The following is a 16,390-nucleotide window of genomic DNA, read 5'->3' as shown; positions in this document are numbered from 1 at the left end:
AGTGTCCGAAGAGTTTGTATTTGGTTGGCATGCGGTTGAGGCAGTACTCAAGCGCGAGCCTGAGCGGTTGCAACAGGTCTGGATCCAGACTGGTCGGCAGGACAAACGGGTCAAGAGTATTACCGACGCCCTCGATGCGCTGGGTGTGCGCTGGCAGGTAGTGCATCGTCGCGAGCTTGACGAGCGGGTGTCCGGCGTCCATCAGGGCATCGTTGCGGCGGTCAGTGAGAGCCGGGAGTGGACTGAAGACGATCTCCTTGCCCAGCTAGCCGCCAGTGATGAGCCGCCGTTCCTGCTGGTGCTCGACGGCGTGACCGATCCGCATAACCTGGGTGCCTGCATGCGTACTGCCGATGCCGCAGGCGTTCAGGCGGTGATCGTTCCCAAGGACAAGTCGGCGTCGCTCACGCCGGTGGCCCGCAAGGTGGCGTGTGGGGCGGCTGAAACTGTGCCCTTCGTGCGGGTAACCAACCTTGCGCGCTTCCTGCGCAGTCTGCAGGATCAGGGCATCTGGCTGATCGGCACCGCCGGGGAAGCCCAGGCGACGCTGTATCAGGCGGACTTCAAAGGTCCTGTGGCTCTGGTGATGGGCGCCGAGGGCAAAGGCATGCGCCGGCTCACCCGCGAACACTGTGATCAGCTGATCAAAATCCCGATGCTAGGCCACGTGGACAGTCTCAACGTTTCGGTCGCCACCGGCGTGTGTCTGTACGAAGCCCTGCGCCAGAGGCTGGGTTAACCCTTGCACACTGGCCGTTACCCGCCTAGAATACGTGACCCCTTTTTCAAGGGGCGGTTTTGTATTGCCTGAACGCGGGCGGTGCGGAACCGAGCTTTTGATCAAGCCTTTCTTGTAAAGCCTTATTGATAAAGCAAAAAGAAACCGGCAGCCGATGCTGTCAACTCCTTGCTTTCATGTTCGCCGGGCGCAGAGATCCGCGCCGCAGGTGAAAAGAAAGCTGTTTAAACCGTAGGGAGAACTCATGCGTCACTACGAAATCGTATTTATGGTACATCCGGATCAGAGCGAGCAGGTGCCCGCGATGATCGAGCGTTATACCAGCGTCATCACCGAAGATGGCGGCAAGGTACATCGCCTGGAAGATTGGGGCCGTCGCCACCTGGCTTACCCGATCAACAAGATTCACAAGGCTCACTACGTGCTGATGAACATCGAGTGTTCACAGGCTGCGATGGACGAGCTGACTCACAACTTCCGGTTCAACGACGCCATCATCCGTGACCTGATCCTGCGTCGCGATGAAGCCGTTACCGATCTGTCTCCGATGAAAGCCGCCGAGTCCCGCGAGGACCGTCGTTCCGGCGGAGACGACCGTCCGCGCCGTTCAGCCGAATCTGACGACCGTCGGCAGGCTGAGACCCAGGACGAAGAAGAGTAATCAACCGGAGTTGAGGAGTTAAGATATGGCTCGTTTTTTCAGACGTCGTAAGTTCTGCCGGTTCACGGCAGAGGGTGTCAAGGAGATCGATTACAAGGATCTGGACACCCTGAAAGGCTACATCACTGAAACCGGCAAAATCGTGCCCAGCCGCATCACCGGCACCAAAGCACGTTATCAGCGTCAGCTGGCCACCGCTATCAAGCGCGCCCGCTACCTGGCTCTGCTGCCGTACTCGGACAGCCACGATAACTAAGTAACAGAAACACAGGACCCGGGACCATGCGTGCACTGGCACAGTATGTAATGCGCGGTCCCCTGCAGGCCGGCGGGGTAGCAGCAGTCACAACTGCGGTACCTTTGCTGTTCTGGATTGGCGCAGCGGTTGTCGGCCTGGTAATTCTCAGGCTTGGCATCAGTCAGGGGCTCAAGATCGGCCTCTGGGCCATACTACCGGCCCTGGGCTGGAGCATTTTCGGGCAGGACCCGACCGCCCTGGCGGTATTGCTTCAGGTCATGCTGATGGCAGCGCTGTTGCGAACCACACTGTCCTGGGAAAAGGCCCTTCTTGGAGGGAGTTTTCTTGGAATCGTCACAGGCCTTATGTTGCCTGTGATCTACCCGGGTTTGCTGGACGATCTGGTCCAGGCCGGGGTGAGCTTTTACCAGCAATACAACGCCGAAATAGCGAAGAGTCTCGGAGATGAGCTTGAAAAAGTGATTCGGGACACGATGAACGCGAGCATGGCTGGCACCTACCTGGCGACAGGTGTGGGCATGACCATGCTGGCGCGGGCGTGGCAGGCGGGGCTTTACAACCCTGGCGGATTCCGTAAGGAATTCCACGGTCTGCGTCTGTCGCCGCCGATTGCGGTGTTGTGCGCGGTGACCATGGTGGTTGGCCCGGTACTCGGGCTCAACTCCATGCTGCTGGCCTGGGCTGCGGGAACTCCGCTGTTCCTGGCCAGTCTGGCACTGATTCACGGCGTGGTTGGTATCAAGAAGCTGAGCGGACAGTGGCTGGCGCTGTTTTATGTGGCACTGGTTCTGCTGGGCCCGACCCTGATGATTCTGTTAGTAGTTCTGGCTTTTGTGGATAGCTGGCTGGATATCCGGAGGCGTATACAACCCGCCGGGCCGGCTGAATAAAGCACGAAGAGGTTAACGAGATGGAAGTTATTCTGCTCGAGAAAGTAGCAAACCTTGGCGCCCTGGGTGACAAGGTCAAGGTCAAGGCCGGTTACGGTCGTAATTTCCTGCTTCCCTATGGCAAGGCTGTACCTGCCACCGAAGCAAACCTGAAGGCGTTCGAAGAGCGTCGCGCCGAGCTTGAGAAGGCCGCAGCCGAGAAGCTGGCCGCAGCCCAGGCCCGTGCCGAAGCCCTGGAAGGCGCGTCCTTCACCATCACTTCCAAGGCTGGTGAGGAAGGCAAGCTGTTCGGTTCCATTGGTGTCCGTGACATCGCTGACGCCGTTACTGCCGGTGGCACTGAAATCGAGAAGAGCGAAGTTCGTCTGCCTGAAGGCCCCATCCGGGTCACTGGTGAGTACGACATCGAGCTTCAGCTGCACTCCGATGTGGAAGTGACCATCAAGCTGGCGGTTGTTGCCGAGTAATCCGCTTTCCCCGGAGGGCGGATCGGGAATCTCTCCCGACCCGGTAGATTGCTGGCGGCCCGAGCCGCCTCCAAGGAGGCGGTAGCAGGCCGGTCCGACAGGCCCGATCCGCCTCTGGCGGCTTTCGGGCCTGTTGCTATCTGTTATCCTGTTACCTTGCTGTAACCCTCTCCCATTGTCGCCACAGGTCGCTTACACTGTTGTGGTTCCGACGTCCAACTGAAGAAGTGTGCATGGCCAAGCCCAATCTGAAGCCCACGAGTACCGATCTCGAAACCAGTCGTATCAAGGTTCCGCCGCATTCCGTGGAAGCCGAGCAGGCGGTCCTGGGTGGCCTGATGCTCGATAACCGGCGCTTCGACGAAATCTCCGAAGTTATCTCGGCCGCCGACTTCTATCGCCAGGACCATCGGCTGATCTTTGGCGCAGTGGAGCGTCTGGCCAGCGAAAATGAACCCCTGGATGTGGTGACCCTGGCGGAATTTCTGGAGCGGGCGGGCGACATTGAGGATGCCGGTGGGCTTGCCTATCTGGCTGAGCTCGCGGAAAAAACCCCGGGTGCGGCCAACATCCGCGCCTACGCTGATATCGTCCGTGAGCGGTCCATCCTGCGTCAGCTGGTGGAGGTGTCCGGCAAGATCTCCGATTCTGCGTTCAACCCCCAGGGCCGCAACAGCAACGAGATTCTGGACGAGGCCGAACGCAGCGTTTTCCAGATTGCCGAAGCCAGGGTCAAGGAGGGCTCCGGGCCACAGGCGATCAATCCGATCCTGGCCAAAACCCTGAGCCGAATTGAAGAGCTGTTCGAATCCGGAGAGCAGACCACGGGTCTCACCACCGGCTTCAAAGATCTGGATGAACAGACCTCGGGCATGCAGCCTTCGGACCTGATCATCGTGGCGGGCCGGCCTTCGATGGGTAAGACCACCTTCGCCATGAATATTGTTGAGAATGCGCTGATCAGCACCGGCACGCCGGTCCTGGTGTTCAGTATGGAAATGCCGGCGGATGCACTGGCCATGCGTATGCTCTCGTCACTGGGGCGAATCGATCAGACCAAGGTGCGCGGCGGCAAGCTGGAGGAGGACGACTGGCCCCGGCTGACCTCGGCGGTCAGCCTGCTCAAGGACAAACCGCTGTACATAGATGATACGCCCGGCCTGAGCCCCACGGAGATGCGCTCCCGCGCGCGCCGAATCGCCCGTGAGAACGACGGCAAGATTGGCCTGATCATGGTCGACTACCTGCAGTTGATGCGGGTGCCGGGAAACACCGAGGGCCGGACCGCGGAGATTTCGGAAATCTCCCGGTCACTCAAGGGTATTGCCAAGGAACTGAGCTGTCCGGTGGTGGCCCTGTCGCAGCTGAACCGAAGCCTGGAGCAGCGACCCAACAAGCGCCCGGTCAACTCGGACCTGCGGGAGTCTGGTGCTATCGAGCAGGACGCTGACGTAATCATGTTTGTGTACCGGGATGAGGTTTATAACGAAGACACGCCCGACAAAGGCATTGCCGAGATCATCATTGGCAAGCAGCGGAACGGTCCGATTGGCACCATCCGTCTGGCGTTCATTGGCAAATACACCAAGTTCGAGGACCTGGCCCACGGCGATTACAGCGATTACGGCGGGGAGTATTGATGCCCCGACCCACCGTCGCGCGGATTGATCTGGAGGCCCTGCGCCGAAACTACAGGACTGCCTGCCAACGGGCCGGTAGCGCCCGGGTGATGGCGGTGGTCAAGGCCGACGGGTATGGTCATGGCATCTCGCGGGTGGCTTCGGCGCTGGCAGATCTGGCACCGAAGTACGCGGTAGCCTGCGTTGAGGAGGCTTTGGCTATTCGGGAGGCGGGGCTGGCACAGCCGGTAGTCTTGCTGCAGGGTGTGCACGCCGAAACGGACCTTACCAACTGTGCGGAGCGGGGCTTCGAGCCGGTGCTGCACAGTGAGCAGCAACTGACCTGGCTGTCCGGCTCCCGGAACCGGCCCAGACTGTGGTTGAAGGTCAACTCGGGCATGAACCGGTTGGGTTTCCATCCCGGAGAGTTAGCCAGTGTCATGCAAAGGCTTGACCGAGCCGGGGCACTGGCAACGCTTGAGGGGTTTGTGACTCACTTTGCCTGCGCCGATGACGTTGACAGCCCAATGACCGCAAGGCAGACCGAGGTGTTCGAGCAGGCCACGGCGGCGTGGCCGGAACGGATGCGCAGCGTTGGCAACTCGGCAGCGCATTTCCATCCGGGGCAACCACTGTATGACTGGAGTCGGCCTGGCATCATGTTGTACGGCGGCTCCCCGATGATCGGCAAAACCGGCCCGGAGCTGGGCCTCGAGCCGGTGATGTCGTTGGAAGCACCACTGATCAGTACCCGAATGGTACCCGCTGGCGAGTCGGTGGGCTATGGCGCCAGTTGGGTGGCCGACCGGGACACCCGGATGGGCATGGTAGCGATTGGCTATGGCGATGGCTACCCGCGGCATGCCGGCACCAACACGCCGGCGGCGATCAACGGCCAGCGCATCCGGCTGATCGGCCGGGTGTCGATGGATATGCTGGCGGTGGATCTGACCGGCGCACCGGACGCGAGGGAGGGCGACAGCGTCGAGCTCTGGGGCAGGACGGTGGGCGTTGATGAAGTGGCCACCTGTGCTGGCACCATTTCCTACGAACTGCTGACCGGTATTACCGCCCGGGTGGGGCGGCATTATCTGTAAGACTTCGCGCGGTCATTGCTCGCGGTCTGGCGATCAGGCGGGTTCCGGCTCGTGAATGATGTCCTCGATAAAGTCGAGTATGGCCGCCAGGCTCCGGTCGTCCAGCTTTTTCAGCACCTTGTGGACGACCATCTTGCTGCCCTTGAGCATGCTGCCGATGCCCATCTTCGCCATGCCCATCATCATGTTGCTGGCGTGCAGCCGGCGTAGTGGCTCAAGGAAGAAGAAATCCAGACCTTGTTCGGTCATGTCCACGATGAGGTTGAACAGTTTGTCGATGGCTTCCTTGTCGGCCTTGCCTCGTTCTCGCAGCTCATTCACGGTATACAGGGCGCGGGTGCGCAGATCATCGGGAATCGGAGCGACAATGTGGCTTTGTTGTTTCAGCATGACGGTTCCTGTTGTTGTATGCTCTTGAAAGCGATAGCAAAGCGCCTATCACAGACACGAAAATTTCAGACCGGGCACCAGTTTAGAGACCGGACGGCGGAAGCCATTGGCCAGACCGGTTCCGGACAACCGTCAGATCAGTGATATCCGGAGGCATTGACTCCTCGTGCATGTACTTGTAGTTCACGATTACGGCCCCTTGGGGAAGGTTTTGCTGGAACGCCTGCGGGAAACGCACCTGCAGGTCAGCCCGCTGCTGGTCAGCGATCCTTCCAACGCCGATCTCAAGGCCCTGGAAAACTGGATACCGGAAGACACCGACCTGATTGTGAATGCCCTCTGGATGGCCGATCCCGAGGTGGCAGAGAGCGATCCAGAGAGCGCCCACCTGGCAGCGTTCTCGTTGCCGGTGGCGATGGCCGAATTTGCCCGGGATCGTGGTATGGCACTGATCCAGCTGTCGTCCTGCTACGTGTTTGATGGCCGCAAGCAGAGCGGTTACATCACGTCTAACCCCGGTCAGCCGGTGAACGAGCTGGGCAATTGGCAGTGGGAGTGTGAGCAGGCGCTTCGAACACTGTTGCCCAGGCACATCATCCTGCGCACGGGATGGAGCCTGGCGCGGTTCATCCGCAAGGTACAGGCCAGTACCGGCGCCGGTGTCACCCTGTCATTGCCGGGGCGTTGTCGGGGTCAGCCGGTGGCGGTACGGGATCTGGCGAGGGTGATTGCGGCAATGGTGTTGCAGATTGACTGCGGCGCCGAGGTATGGGGTACCTATCAATATGCCGGGGCGGAGGAAATCAACCTGTACGAGCTGGGGCTGGCTATTGCCGGATTGCCGGGAATTCCGGAAGGTATCCGTGTGGTGGACGCGGTGCCGGATTGGGGGAATCTGGAGCCTCTGAACACAACCCTGGTGTGTACCAAGATCCGCAACACCTTCGGAATCAAACAGTTTCCCTGGCGATCGGGGCTGGTGGACGAGCTGGCAACGCTCAGGCAGACCAACGGCCGGGAAATGGAGGGAGAAGCCACCAGCTAAGAAGTTGGTGGCAAGGGCCCGTTAGCTGGTTCTCAGGTGTTGCACTGCCTGGAGAACTCACGAGTCACCATCTGCAGTGCCTCGACATCCAGCAGTTCGACTTCACGTCCCCGAGCCTTGATGATTCCCTGGTTCTGAAACCGGGTAAAGACCCGGCTGACCGTTTCGACGGCCAATCCCAGGAAGTTGGCAATGTCGTTTCTGGCCATCGGCAGGCTGAAGTTGGTGGGCGACATGCGCCGACGCCGGAACCGGCTGGACAGGGACAGCAGCAATGCCGCAATGCGCTCTTCCGCCGTGTTCTTGCTCAACAGCATGGCCAGCTGGTGACTGTTCTGGATCTCCTGGCTCATCAGGTGGTACATGTGGTGCTGCAGTTCCGGCAGCTTGACGGTCAGGTCTTCCAGTTTGTCCACCGGAAATTCGCACACGCTGGTTCGCTCCAGCGCCTTTGCGGTGCAGGCGTAGTGACTGCCGCCAATGCTGTCCAGGCCAATCAGCTCCCCTGGCATGAAGAACCCGGTCACCTGCTCTTCACCACCCTCGGTGATGATGGAAGTCTTGACCGAGCCGCTCTTGACCGCAAAGCAGGAGCGGAAGGGCGTACTCTGATCAAAAATGTGTTCACCCCGGTTAAAGATGCGCCCCTGCTGGACAATGTCCTCCAGCCTGTCGAGGTCGTTCTCCTCGATCGCCAGCGGCAGGCAGAGGTTACTCAGGCTGCACTGGTGGCAGGATGCTTTCAGGGGAGACGCTTGACGAAAGGGGATAGTCTGGGCCATGGGGAGAGCAGTGTCCGAATTGATCCTTATCAAGCTCTCACCTTAATACGGATCGCTGTACTTGCCAATGATCGAGACGAACGATCTTAGATTATAATTTTATAACATAAGGGCCCGAAGGCCCTTATCAAAGCGCTCGCGCCCGGCTCAGTCCTGGAGTCTCTCGAAAACCAGCGACGCGTTGGTGCCGCCAAAGCCGAAACTGTTCGACATCACGGTATTCAGGGTTGCTTCCTTGCTCTCGGGCCCGACAATCGGCAGGTCGCCGATTTTCTCGTCCGGCGTCGCCAGGTTTTTGGTGCCAGCGATAAAGCCGTGCTCCAGCATCAGCAGAGAATAAATGGCCTCCTGAACACCTGCGGCGCCAAGAGAGTGGCCCGAAAGGGACTTGGTGGAAGAAATGGCCGGAATGCCGGTGCCGAAGGTCTTGCGCACCGCACCCATCTCGGCAACGTCGCCCACCGGCGTGCTGGTGCCGTGAGCATTGATGTAATCGATCTTGCTGCGGATGGTGGCCATGGCCTGCTGCATGCAGCGCTGGGCCCCCTCACCGGAGGGAGCTACCATGTCGTAGCCGTCGGAGGTCGCGCCGTAGCCGGTCAACTCGGCAATAATGTTGGCGCCCCGTTTTCTGGCGTGCTCCAGCTCCTCAAGCACCACCATGCCTCCGCCACCGGCAATGACGAAGCCGTCGCGACCGGTGTCGAAAGGTCGTGAGGCGGTCTCCGGAGCGTCATTGTATTTGGTGGAGAGCGCGCCCATGGCGTCGAACATCATGGTCAGGCTCCAGTCCTCTTCTTCACCGCCGCCGGCGAATACGATGTCCTGCTTGCCGGCCTGGATCTGCTCCATGGCGTGGCCGATGCAGTGGGCGCTGGTGGCGCAGGCTGACGACATGGAATAGTTTACGCCGCGGATCTTGAAGGCGGTGGCGAGGCACGCGGAGACGGTGCTGGTCATGATGCGGGGCACCATGTACGGGCCAATGCGTTTCACGCCCTTTTCACGCATGATATCGGTGGCTTCTACCTGGCTGGAACAGGAGGCACCTCCGGAACCGGCGATCAGGCCGGTGCGGTCGTTCGAAATCAGGTCCTCGGTCAGGCCTGCCTGGGCAATGGCCTGTTCCATGGACAGGAAACTGTACATGGCCGAGGGGCCCATGAAACGGCGGATCTTGCGGTCGATGACGGAGGTATCGACATCCACGGAGCCGGCAATCTGGCTGCGAAAGCCCATCTCCTTATAGGTTTCATTGAAGCGGATGCCGGATTTTCCCTGCTTCAGGCTCTGAGTTACCTCCTCCAGCGAGTTGCCGAGGCAAGACACAATGCCCATGCCGGTGACGACGACGCGTCTCATACATTCCTCCTTACCGGTCGGCCCGAATGGCCAACCCTGTGATCATTTACCCTACCCGACAGTCTAGGCCGTTTGCGCCGGATACGATATTTGACCTTGGTAAGGGGCGGTTAACCGGAGGCTTCCTCGGCTTCGCGTTGCTCCCGCTCCACCATCGCGGGCGTTTCCAGGGAAATTCGCCCCAGTGTGCCGGCCCGGAATTCGTTCAACAGCACCTCGGACACCTTGTGCAGGTCCGGCACGCCTCCACGACTGAAAAACCGGCGCTTGGTCGCAATGCCGTCCATCAGGGCCAGCCCATCCCGGGGCAGTTCCTCAAACCCATAGCGGGCTTTGACCAGCTCCGGATAGGCAGCCAGCAGAAAGTCGGCCTCGAAGAGGGCAACATCCTCGAAATCCAGCACCGCGCTCCGGATGGCACCGGTGATCGCCAACCGGTAGCCGCAGGCTTCCGGCGACAGCTTGGGCCAGAGGAAACCGGGCGTGTCGTAGAGCAGGATGTTGTGGGGCAGCTTGATCGCCTGTTGGGCCCGGGTCACCGCCGGTTCGTTGCCGGTCTTGGCGGCAGGGCGGCCGGCCAGGGTATTGATCAGTGTGGATTTGCCCACGTTGGGAATACCCAGGATCATCACCCTCAGCGCGCTCTTCTGCCGATCGTGGTGCGGTGTCATGTCCTCGGCCAGCTTCAGGATGTCCATGGCTTCGTTGCGCTGGTTGTGGGTGAGGGTAACCGCCCGCACCCCGCGCTCCTTCTCCAGCCAGGTCTGCCACTGCCCGGTCACTTCCGGATCGGCCAGGTCACGCTTGTTCAGCACCTTGATCAGCGGGGTATCACCGCGCAGGGCTGGCACCAGCGGATTCTCGCTGCTGAACGGAATGCGCGCGTCCAGGACCTCGATGATGAGATCCATCTGCGGCATGACTTTCTTGATCTCCTTGCGGGCCTTGTGCATGTGCCCTGGAAACCAGTTGATGGCCATTGTGCTGCTCCGGGAATGAATAAACGGCGCCATTATGAAGCGGAATGACCAAACTTTCACATTTGTTTGAACCCCCGTGTGTGGCGGGATCTGGCCCGGGTTTCTGCGAAGTATGTACAAAAAGAGGGCTGATCGGGGTGAAAACCGGTAGGCGTATGCTTTAGGGTGTAGGTCCTGAACGCTGAAACCAACGCACCGAGGTGGTCCCAAGGCAGTGACCACCAACAGTAACGGAGACATTTATGAAACTTGGAAAACTGTTTGGTACCGCACTGGTTGCCCTGAGCCTGTCCGTTCCGGCCATGGCCCAGCAGGCCTCTGGCGGGCAACCGGACCAGGTTGACCAGTTGGCCCAGATGGTGGGGCTGACCGAAGACCAGCAAAAGGAAATTCGCTCGATCATCGACGAGATGCAGGGTGAGATCGGTGAACTGCGCCAGGAAGCCCGCGCGCTCCAGCAGCAAATGCAGAGCGAGATCAAGTCGGACTTTGATGAAGGAGCGATCCGTGAGAAAGCGGAGAAGCTGGGCGACCTGACCGGTGAAATTGCGGCTCTGTCCACGCTGATGCAGGCAAAGGTCGATAATGTGTTCACCCAGGAGCAGCGTGACGAGCTGGACAAGCGTATGCAGCAGATGCAGCAGCAAATGCAGCAGCGTCGTCAGATGCAACAGCAGATGCAGCAGGGCCAAGGTCAGGGCATGCAGTAAGCCTGACTTTCAGTTAGACCTGTTGTTGGAGAAGGGCCGCATCCTTGGGTGTGGCCCTTTTTTGTGTCCCTAGCCTGCAAGTTCTGGTGGGGCTTTGGCGGGTGAGGGCCTTTGCCAGAACCGCTACGAGCACGTCCATGTGCGCTTGACGTCGGCCATCCTTGGCCGCCGACATTCTGGCAAAGGCCCTCACCCGCCAAGCTTCAGCAATCGGAGTTATAGGAAGCCAGCCGCGGCTCAAGTCTCAGAATGCCTTCTGACTGTCTGGCATTGCTGAAGGTTTCGAAGAACAGGGGTGTTACCCCCTCCCAAAAATGTCTGTGGCCAGGGATGGCCACAGCCAAGCGCACATGGATGTGCTCGTAGCGTTTTTTGGGAGGGGGTAACACCCCTGTTCCTCCACCGAAACTAGCAGGCTAGGAGCCCAAGCCAGAAGCCCCTTCTGAGCCAAAGGGTTTAACCAGAACAATGAGCCGAGGCAGCAGGGTAAGCGCCCCCACCAGGGCCATGAACATGGCAAACCCGGTAAACAACCCGAAGTAAATGGTCGGGATGAAGTTCGACAGCACCAGAATCGAGAACCCGGAGATGATCGTCAGCGAGGTGAAGAACATCGCCTGGCCGATGCTTCGGTGGCAGCGGTGCATGGTGGCAATGTAGTCGCCGTCTTTACGGAACTCGGTTTTGAATCGGTGGATATAGTGGATGGTGTCGTCCACGGCGATGCCAACCGTGATGGCGGCAACCGTGATGGTCATCATGTCCAGGGGGATGTCCAGCCAGCCCATCAGGCCCAGCACCGAGCCGGCGGCGATGAGATTGGGGGCGATGCCGATCAGAGCCAGTTTCAGGGAGCGGAAGAGGATCAGGAACATCAGCATGATGGCCACAAACACCACGCCGATGGTCTTGATCTGGGAATCAAACAGGCTCTGCAGCATGTTGTTGTACATCACCGTCATGCCAGCCAGCATGATCTGATCCTGGTCGTAGCCCAATTCCGTGGTCAGGTGGTTGCGGATCCGGTCCAGGAGCGCATCCCTCTTCAGATCCGGCATGGTTTCCAGAATGCGGACACTGAACCTTGCCTGATCGTGCTCCTCAGAGATGTATGGCGTCAGCAGAACATCCTGAAGGTCGTCTGGCACAGCGGCCGGCACGAAAGCCAGCTCGAGGGCGTTCAGGGGCTCGCCTTCGTTGATCTTGGCCAAAAGCTTCAGGGTGGTGTTGATGGACAGTACCTTGCCGGTTTCCGGCAGGCCGTCCAGATATTTGTGTACGGCTTCCAGTTCCTGCATTTTCTGATAGGTGTACCAGGTATCCCGATATTCCTCGCCTGTGCCACAGTCCTGCACGAAGGGGTCGCAGTCGCTGGCAAACGGATCGCCGCCTGCGCCCTCGGGGGGCGGGTCGTCGGTGATCACCACATCCAGGGGCGTGGTGCCGCCCAGACGGTTGTCGATGGTAATCATGCCCTGGTGAATTTCGGTGGAGGGTTTGAAGTAGTCGATGAAGCTGTTCTCAACCGACAGCCGGGTCAGGCCTACCACGCATAACGCTGCAATCACCGCAGATCCGACCAGCACCGTATTGCCGAAGCGTTCGGTGAAGCGGGCAAAGGCGTCGGTAAAGGGCACGCGGTTGGCGCTGACATGGCTGTCGAGAGGCGGTGGCAGCAGAGTCAGCAGCGCCGGGAATATGAGGAAGGTGATCAGGAACGCCACGGTCAGCCCCAGGGTCATCATCCAGCCAAAATCAATCACCGGGCGAATACCGCTGAAGGTCAGGGAGCCAAAGGCGACGATGGTGGTGATCGCCATATAGAAGCAGGGCTTGATCATCGCCATCACCGTGTTGCGCAGAGTCTCCCGGGGGCTGGCCTGGGGCTCGTCGTGCTGGAATTCCCGGTAACGCACGATCAGGTGGATGGTGAGCGAGAGGGTCATGATCAGCAATAGGGAAACGAAGTTCGATGAGATGACCGTCACCGGCCATTGGGTCCAGCCCAGGAAGCCGATCATCAACCATACCGTGAAACCGCAGCACAGCATGGGCACCAGCACCCAGCGCCACTGACGGAAGATGATGGCCAGTGTCAGCAGCAGGAAGGCCAGCACGCCCAGGCCAAAGGTGGACAGGTCGTTCTCGATGAAGCGGATCATGTCGGCGACGATCATTGGCACGCCGCCCAGGTGAATCTCGGCGTGATTGCGGTATTTGTCCAGGATGTCCCGCACAGTCCGGATGGTGGCGTCCCGTTCCACGCCCAGGGTTTCGGTATAGTCGATGAACGCCTGCTGGACCCGCTCCAGCTCGGCCAGTTCGGCCTCAGAGGCGTTACCGGCACTGGCCTTGTCCCGCAGGTCGTTGCGTGCTCTGAGCAGCTCGAAGTAGCGATCCGGTGTCGGCAGGTTGACCTGAATGGCGGTGGTGCGGCCATCTTCACTGATCAGCAGGTTGGGGTAGAGCGGGTTGTTCAGCAACGCCTGCCTGGCCGTGTCTGGTGGCACATCGTGCTGGTCCAGGGTCTTGATCTCGCTGTCGACGGTGTCGAGGGTGAGGTCCGGGCTGTGCAGCAGGGGCACGCTGAGGATGCTGTTGGTGGAGCCCACGGCATCCAGCGCCTGCAGTTCATCACGCAGGCTGGCCAGCCGCGCAAGTCCGTCCTCGGAGAACAGTTCGCCCCCGGGCGTGTAGGTCACCACCAGAAAGTCGTCGGAGGTGGTGAAGCGGCGGTTGATCTGGCGGTACTGTTCCAGTGACCGGTCGTTTTCGAGTACCAGGGATTCGGCGGAGGCGTCCAGACGGAATTCGTGGAACCTTAACGCCGCGAGGGCGAGCAACACCCCGAAAACGGCCAGCACAAGCAATGGGTGTGGAAAGATCAGGCGATCATACAGGGCGCGAAGACGATTCATGAACAACTACTCTGCCGGTGAAAACGAGTGCAGAGTGTGCCACAAACCTTAGTGAACCGTGACCTTTGAACCCGCTTCTTCGAGAGAATCGATCAGTCGCTTCAGCCGTAGGCTCATATCGGCGCTCTCGGCAAGCTGGGTGACCATGTTCTGGGTGGTCTCGCGAATACCCTGGACGTTGGCCAGCACGTCGTCGGTACCGGCGGTCTGGTGGGCTGAGACGTTGGCGATTTCCTGGTTGGTCTGGTCGATGCGGCCCACCACTTCGTTGATGGCTTCCAGGGCGCGGCGTCCCTGTTCGGATTCCTCAACGCAGCGGGTGGCGTCCTCGGAACTGCCGGTCATCTGCTGGACGGCGGTGTCCATGGCTGCCAGCAGGCGGTCGATGGTGCCCTGGATCTGGTCGGTGGAATCCTGAACCCGCTGGGCCAGCTTGCGAACTTCATCGGCCACCACCGCGAATCCCCGGCCCTGCTCACCGGCCCGGGCTGCCTCAATGGCGGCGTTCAGGGCCAGCAGGTTGGTCTGCTCGGCGATACCGCGAATTTCGGTAATGGCATGACTGATCTCGTGGCTGTTTTCGGCGAGGGCCTCGACACTGCTGGCGGAGCTGCGCACCACGTCGGCCAGCCGGCGAATACTGTCGGCACTCTGGCCCACCCGCTGGCTTCCGTCCCGTGCGGTATCCCGGGCTTCGTGGGACAGTGTCTTGGCAATGCCGGCCTGCTCGGCAATGCCGGTAAAACTCTGCAGCATGGTCTCGATGACTTCCGCGGAGCGGTCTGCACCGGCCTGCTGCCGGCTCAGGTCGTCCCGTCGGGCCTCGGCTGCGGTGGTGAGTTCCTGCACTTCGTGATGCAGACGATCAATGGCCTCCTTCATGCTTCGAACCACCGTGCCCGTGCGGTCCTGCATGGCGTTGAAGGCACTGGCCATCTGGCCGATCTCGTCGGTGGAGTCCACGTGGGCCCGCTCGCTGAGATTGCCCGAGCCCTGGACAGAAACCATGGTGTCTTTCAGGCGGTTGACATGCCGCTCGATAAAGGAGATCAACAGCTGCGAGCCGGCCATCTCCAGAACCATCAGCACCGCGACCACGAGGGCAAACCCCGGCGCGGTATCGCCGAAGACATCGGCAAAAGGCCGACCGGTTTGCCCGGCCATGGTATGCATGGCGTAGAGCACCAGAAGGCAGAGAACTGCAAAAACGACAATGTTCAGCAACCAGAACTTGTACTTCAGCCGGGCATTTCGCAGCAATGTGAGCATGGAGGGCCTCAGTCGATGGCCTTCACCGGTATCTGCATGGCGTTGGAGGTCTGGGGGACCTCGGGCACAGCGAGACCGAGATTGTTTTTGTCGAATACTTTGTCGGCCCGGTAACTTGAGCGAACCATGGGGCCGGAGGGCACTTCCATGAAGCCTTTCTCAAGGCCGATTTCCCGATAGCGGTTGAACTCTTCCGGGGTCACGTAGCGTTCCACCGGCAGGTGGTTCGGGGTAGGGCGCAGATACTGGCCCAGAGTCAGGATGTCCACGCCGATGGCACGCAGATCGTCCATGGTTTCGAGGATCTCCTCCTCGGTTTCACCCAGGCCCAGCATCAGGCTGGTTTTGGTGAGCACGTCCGGGCGATGCTTCTTGGCGTGTTCCAGCACCCGCAGAGTTTTCTCATAGCCGGCGCGGGGGTCACGCACGCGGCGGGTCAGGCGCTTGACCGTTTCCACGTTCTGGGCAAACACGTCCAGGCCGGAATCCACCACTTTTTCGACGTCGGACATGACGGCATCGAAGTCCGGTGTCAGGGCTTCCACCGCCACTTCCGGCGTGCGCCGCTTGATTGCCGACACGCAGGCCGCATAGTGGGCGGCGCCGCCGTCGTCCAGATCGTCCCGGTCAACCGAGGTGAGCACGATGTAGCGCAGGCCCATCAGCTCCACCGACTTGGCCGTATTCTCTGGCTCTTCCGGGTCCAGCCAGCCTTTGGGGTTGCCGGTGTCCACCGCACAGAACTTGCACGCCCGGGTGCACACCGAGCCCATCACCATGATGGTGGCGGTGCCGGCGGTCCAGCATTCACCAATGTTGGGGCAGTGGCTTTCCTGGCACACGGTGCTCAGGCGATGTTCGCTGACGTTCTTGCGCACCGCCTCGTAGCGTTCGCCACCGGGCATGCGTGCCCGCAACCATTTGGGCTTGCGCTGTGGCTTTTGCTCCGCCTCTTCGGCCTCCGGTCTGGAGGAGCGCTTGACACCGTCCTTGATGGCGGAAAAGCCGTGCTCGCTGCGGAATTTGGAACCACTGGTAACGCGGGGCTTGGCGCTGTCGCTCATTACAACCGGACTCTCAATAAAAACGTGGGGATCGTTAAGAGTAATGGGCTGCCAGATCAGATACAAGGCGGGTAGTGGCAATCACGGGGGTGCAGGGCACGACTTTCGTCGAAGCCCTTGACCCTTGTCAAATACGCC

Annotated in this window: 16 protein-coding genes and 1 pseudogene; 9 read left to right on the top strand and 8 right to left on the bottom strand. The window is 60.2% G+C overall.

Annotated features, from left to right (window positions below; genetic code table 11):
* Nucleotide 1: 1 nt before the first annotated feature.
* From rlmB to alr, 7 genes are all read left to right on the top strand, one after another.
* Entirely contained in the window at nt 2-739 is a 738-nt protein-coding gene (rlmB, locus tag BM344_RS14390; RefSeq protein WP_091991714.1) for a 23S rRNA (guanosine(2251)-2'-O)-methyltransferase RlmB, read from the top strand.
* Between the two features lie 244 nt (nt 740-983).
* Complete coding sequence (rpsF, locus tag BM344_RS14385) at nt 984-1,400, top strand: 30S ribosomal protein S6 (protein WP_091991712.1); 417 nt, start codon at nt 984-986, stop codon at nt 1,398-1,400.
* 25 nt (nt 1,401-1,425) lie between these two features.
* Nucleotides 1,426-1,656 carry a 30S ribosomal protein S18 gene (rpsR, locus tag BM344_RS14380; RefSeq protein WP_007154918.1) on the top strand — a complete coding sequence of 77 codons (231 nt, stop codon included), beginning with the start codon at nt 1,426-1,428 and terminating at the stop codon, nt 1,654-1,656.
* Nucleotides 1,657-1,682: 26 nt separating this feature from the next.
* Nucleotides 1,683-2,549: a hypothetical protein gene (locus tag BM344_RS14375; protein ID WP_091991710.1), complete on the top strand. Its 867-nt coding sequence runs from the start codon at nt 1,683-1,685 to the stop codon at nt 2,547-2,549.
* A gap of 20 nt (nt 2,550-2,569) precedes the next feature.
* A complete protein-coding gene (gene rplI / locus BM344_RS14370; RefSeq protein WP_091991708.1) occupies nt 2,570-3,016 on the top strand; it encodes a 50S ribosomal protein L9 in 447 nt (148 codons plus the stop codon).
* A 233-nt stretch (nt 3,017-3,249) separates the two neighbouring features.
* Nucleotides 3,250-4,656 carry a replicative DNA helicase gene (gene dnaB / locus BM344_RS14365; protein ID WP_091991706.1) on the top strand — a complete coding sequence of 469 codons (1,407 nt, stop codon included), beginning with the start codon at nt 3,250-3,252 and terminating at the stop codon, nt 4,654-4,656.
* Entirely contained in the window at nt 4,656-5,732 is a 1,077-nt protein-coding gene (alr, locus tag BM344_RS14360) for an alanine racemase (RefSeq protein WP_091991704.1), read from the top strand. Before dnaB ends, alr begins: the two co-directional genes overlap by 1 nt.
* Nucleotides 5,733-5,765: 33 nt before the next feature.
* Here the strand turns inward: alr and BM344_RS14355 are convergent, their stop codons facing one another.
* Nucleotides 5,766-6,122 carry a hypothetical protein gene (locus tag BM344_RS14355; protein ID WP_091991702.1) on the bottom strand — a complete coding sequence of 119 codons (357 nt, stop codon included), beginning with the start codon at nt 6,120-6,122 and terminating at the stop codon, nt 5,766-5,768.
* Nucleotides 6,123-6,288: 166 nt separating this feature from the next.
* Here BM344_RS14355 and BM344_RS14350 point away from each other — a divergent pair, with 166 nt between their 5' ends.
* Nucleotides 6,289-7,167 (top strand): sugar nucleotide-binding protein, encoded by an 879-nt coding sequence (locus tag BM344_RS14350; protein ID WP_091991700.1) that lies wholly within the window; start codon nt 6,289-6,291, stop codon nt 7,165-7,167.
* Between the two features lie 32 nt (nt 7,168-7,199).
* Here the strand turns inward: BM344_RS14350 and fnr are convergent, their stop codons facing one another.
* From fnr to ylqF, 3 genes are all read right to left on the bottom strand, one after another.
* Nucleotides 7,200-7,949 (bottom strand): fumarate/nitrate reduction transcriptional regulator Fnr, encoded by a 750-nt coding sequence (gene fnr / locus BM344_RS14345; RefSeq protein WP_091991698.1) that lies wholly within the window; start codon nt 7,947-7,949, stop codon nt 7,200-7,202.
* Between the two features lie 147 nt (nt 7,950-8,096).
* Nucleotides 8,097-9,311, bottom strand: coding sequence for a beta-ketoacyl-ACP synthase I (gene fabB, locus BM344_RS14340; protein WP_091991696.1), 1,215 nt, complete (start codon nt 9,309-9,311; stop codon nt 8,097-8,099).
* Nucleotides 9,312-9,421: 110 nt separating this feature from the next.
* Complete coding sequence (gene ylqF, locus BM344_RS14335; RefSeq protein ID WP_091991694.1) at nt 9,422-10,291, bottom strand: ribosome biogenesis GTPase YlqF; 870 nt, start codon at nt 10,289-10,291, stop codon at nt 9,422-9,424.
* Between the two features lie 242 nt (nt 10,292-10,533).
* On the opposite strand from ylqF, the gene BM344_RS14330 reads away from it, so the two are divergent.
* Nucleotides 10,534-11,001 carry a Spy/CpxP family protein refolding chaperone gene (locus BM344_RS14330; RefSeq protein ID WP_091991692.1) on the top strand — a complete coding sequence of 156 codons (468 nt, stop codon included), beginning with the start codon at nt 10,534-10,536 and terminating at the stop codon, nt 10,999-11,001.
* Between the two features lie 416 nt (nt 11,002-11,417).
* On the opposite strand, the gene BM344_RS14325 is transcribed toward BM344_RS14330, so the two are convergent.
* The 4 genes and pseudogenes from BM344_RS14325 to lipA all read right to left on the bottom strand — a co-directional run bounded on the left by BM344_RS14325 (nt 11,418) and on the right by lipA (nt 16,252).
* The gene (locus BM344_RS14325; protein ID WP_091991690.1) at nt 11,418-13,919 is read right to left on the bottom strand and encodes an efflux RND transporter permease subunit; all 2,502 of its coding nucleotides are present in this window, start codon (nt 13,917-13,919) and stop codon (nt 11,418-11,420) included.
* 48 nt (nt 13,920-13,967) lie between these two features.
* Nucleotides 13,968-14,675, bottom strand: a complete 708-nt coding sequence (locus tag BM344_RS17795; protein ID WP_456152284.1) for a methyl-accepting chemotaxis protein — start codon at nt 14,673-14,675, stop codon at nt 13,968-13,970.
* 159 nt (nt 14,676-14,834) lie between these two features.
* Nucleotides 14,835-14,990 (bottom strand): annotated as a pseudogene (locus BM344_RS17790) (HAMP domain-containing protein); the annotation flags it as partial.
* Nucleotides 14,991-15,196: 206 nt separating this feature from the next.
* Complete coding sequence (gene lipA, locus BM344_RS14315) at nt 15,197-16,252, bottom strand: lipoyl synthase (RefSeq protein WP_091991685.1); 1,056 nt, start codon at nt 16,250-16,252, stop codon at nt 15,197-15,199.
* Between the last annotated feature and the right edge of the window lie 138 nt (nt 16,253-16,390).

The sequence above is a fragment of the Marinobacter gudaonensis genome, assembly GCF_900115175.1.
Taxonomy (GTDB): domain Bacteria; phylum Pseudomonadota; class Gammaproteobacteria; order Pseudomonadales; family Oleiphilaceae; genus Marinobacter; species Marinobacter gudaonensis.
The sequence above is the reverse complement of the archived record's forward strand: the minus strand, read 5'-3'. Positions and strand labels throughout refer to the sequence as shown.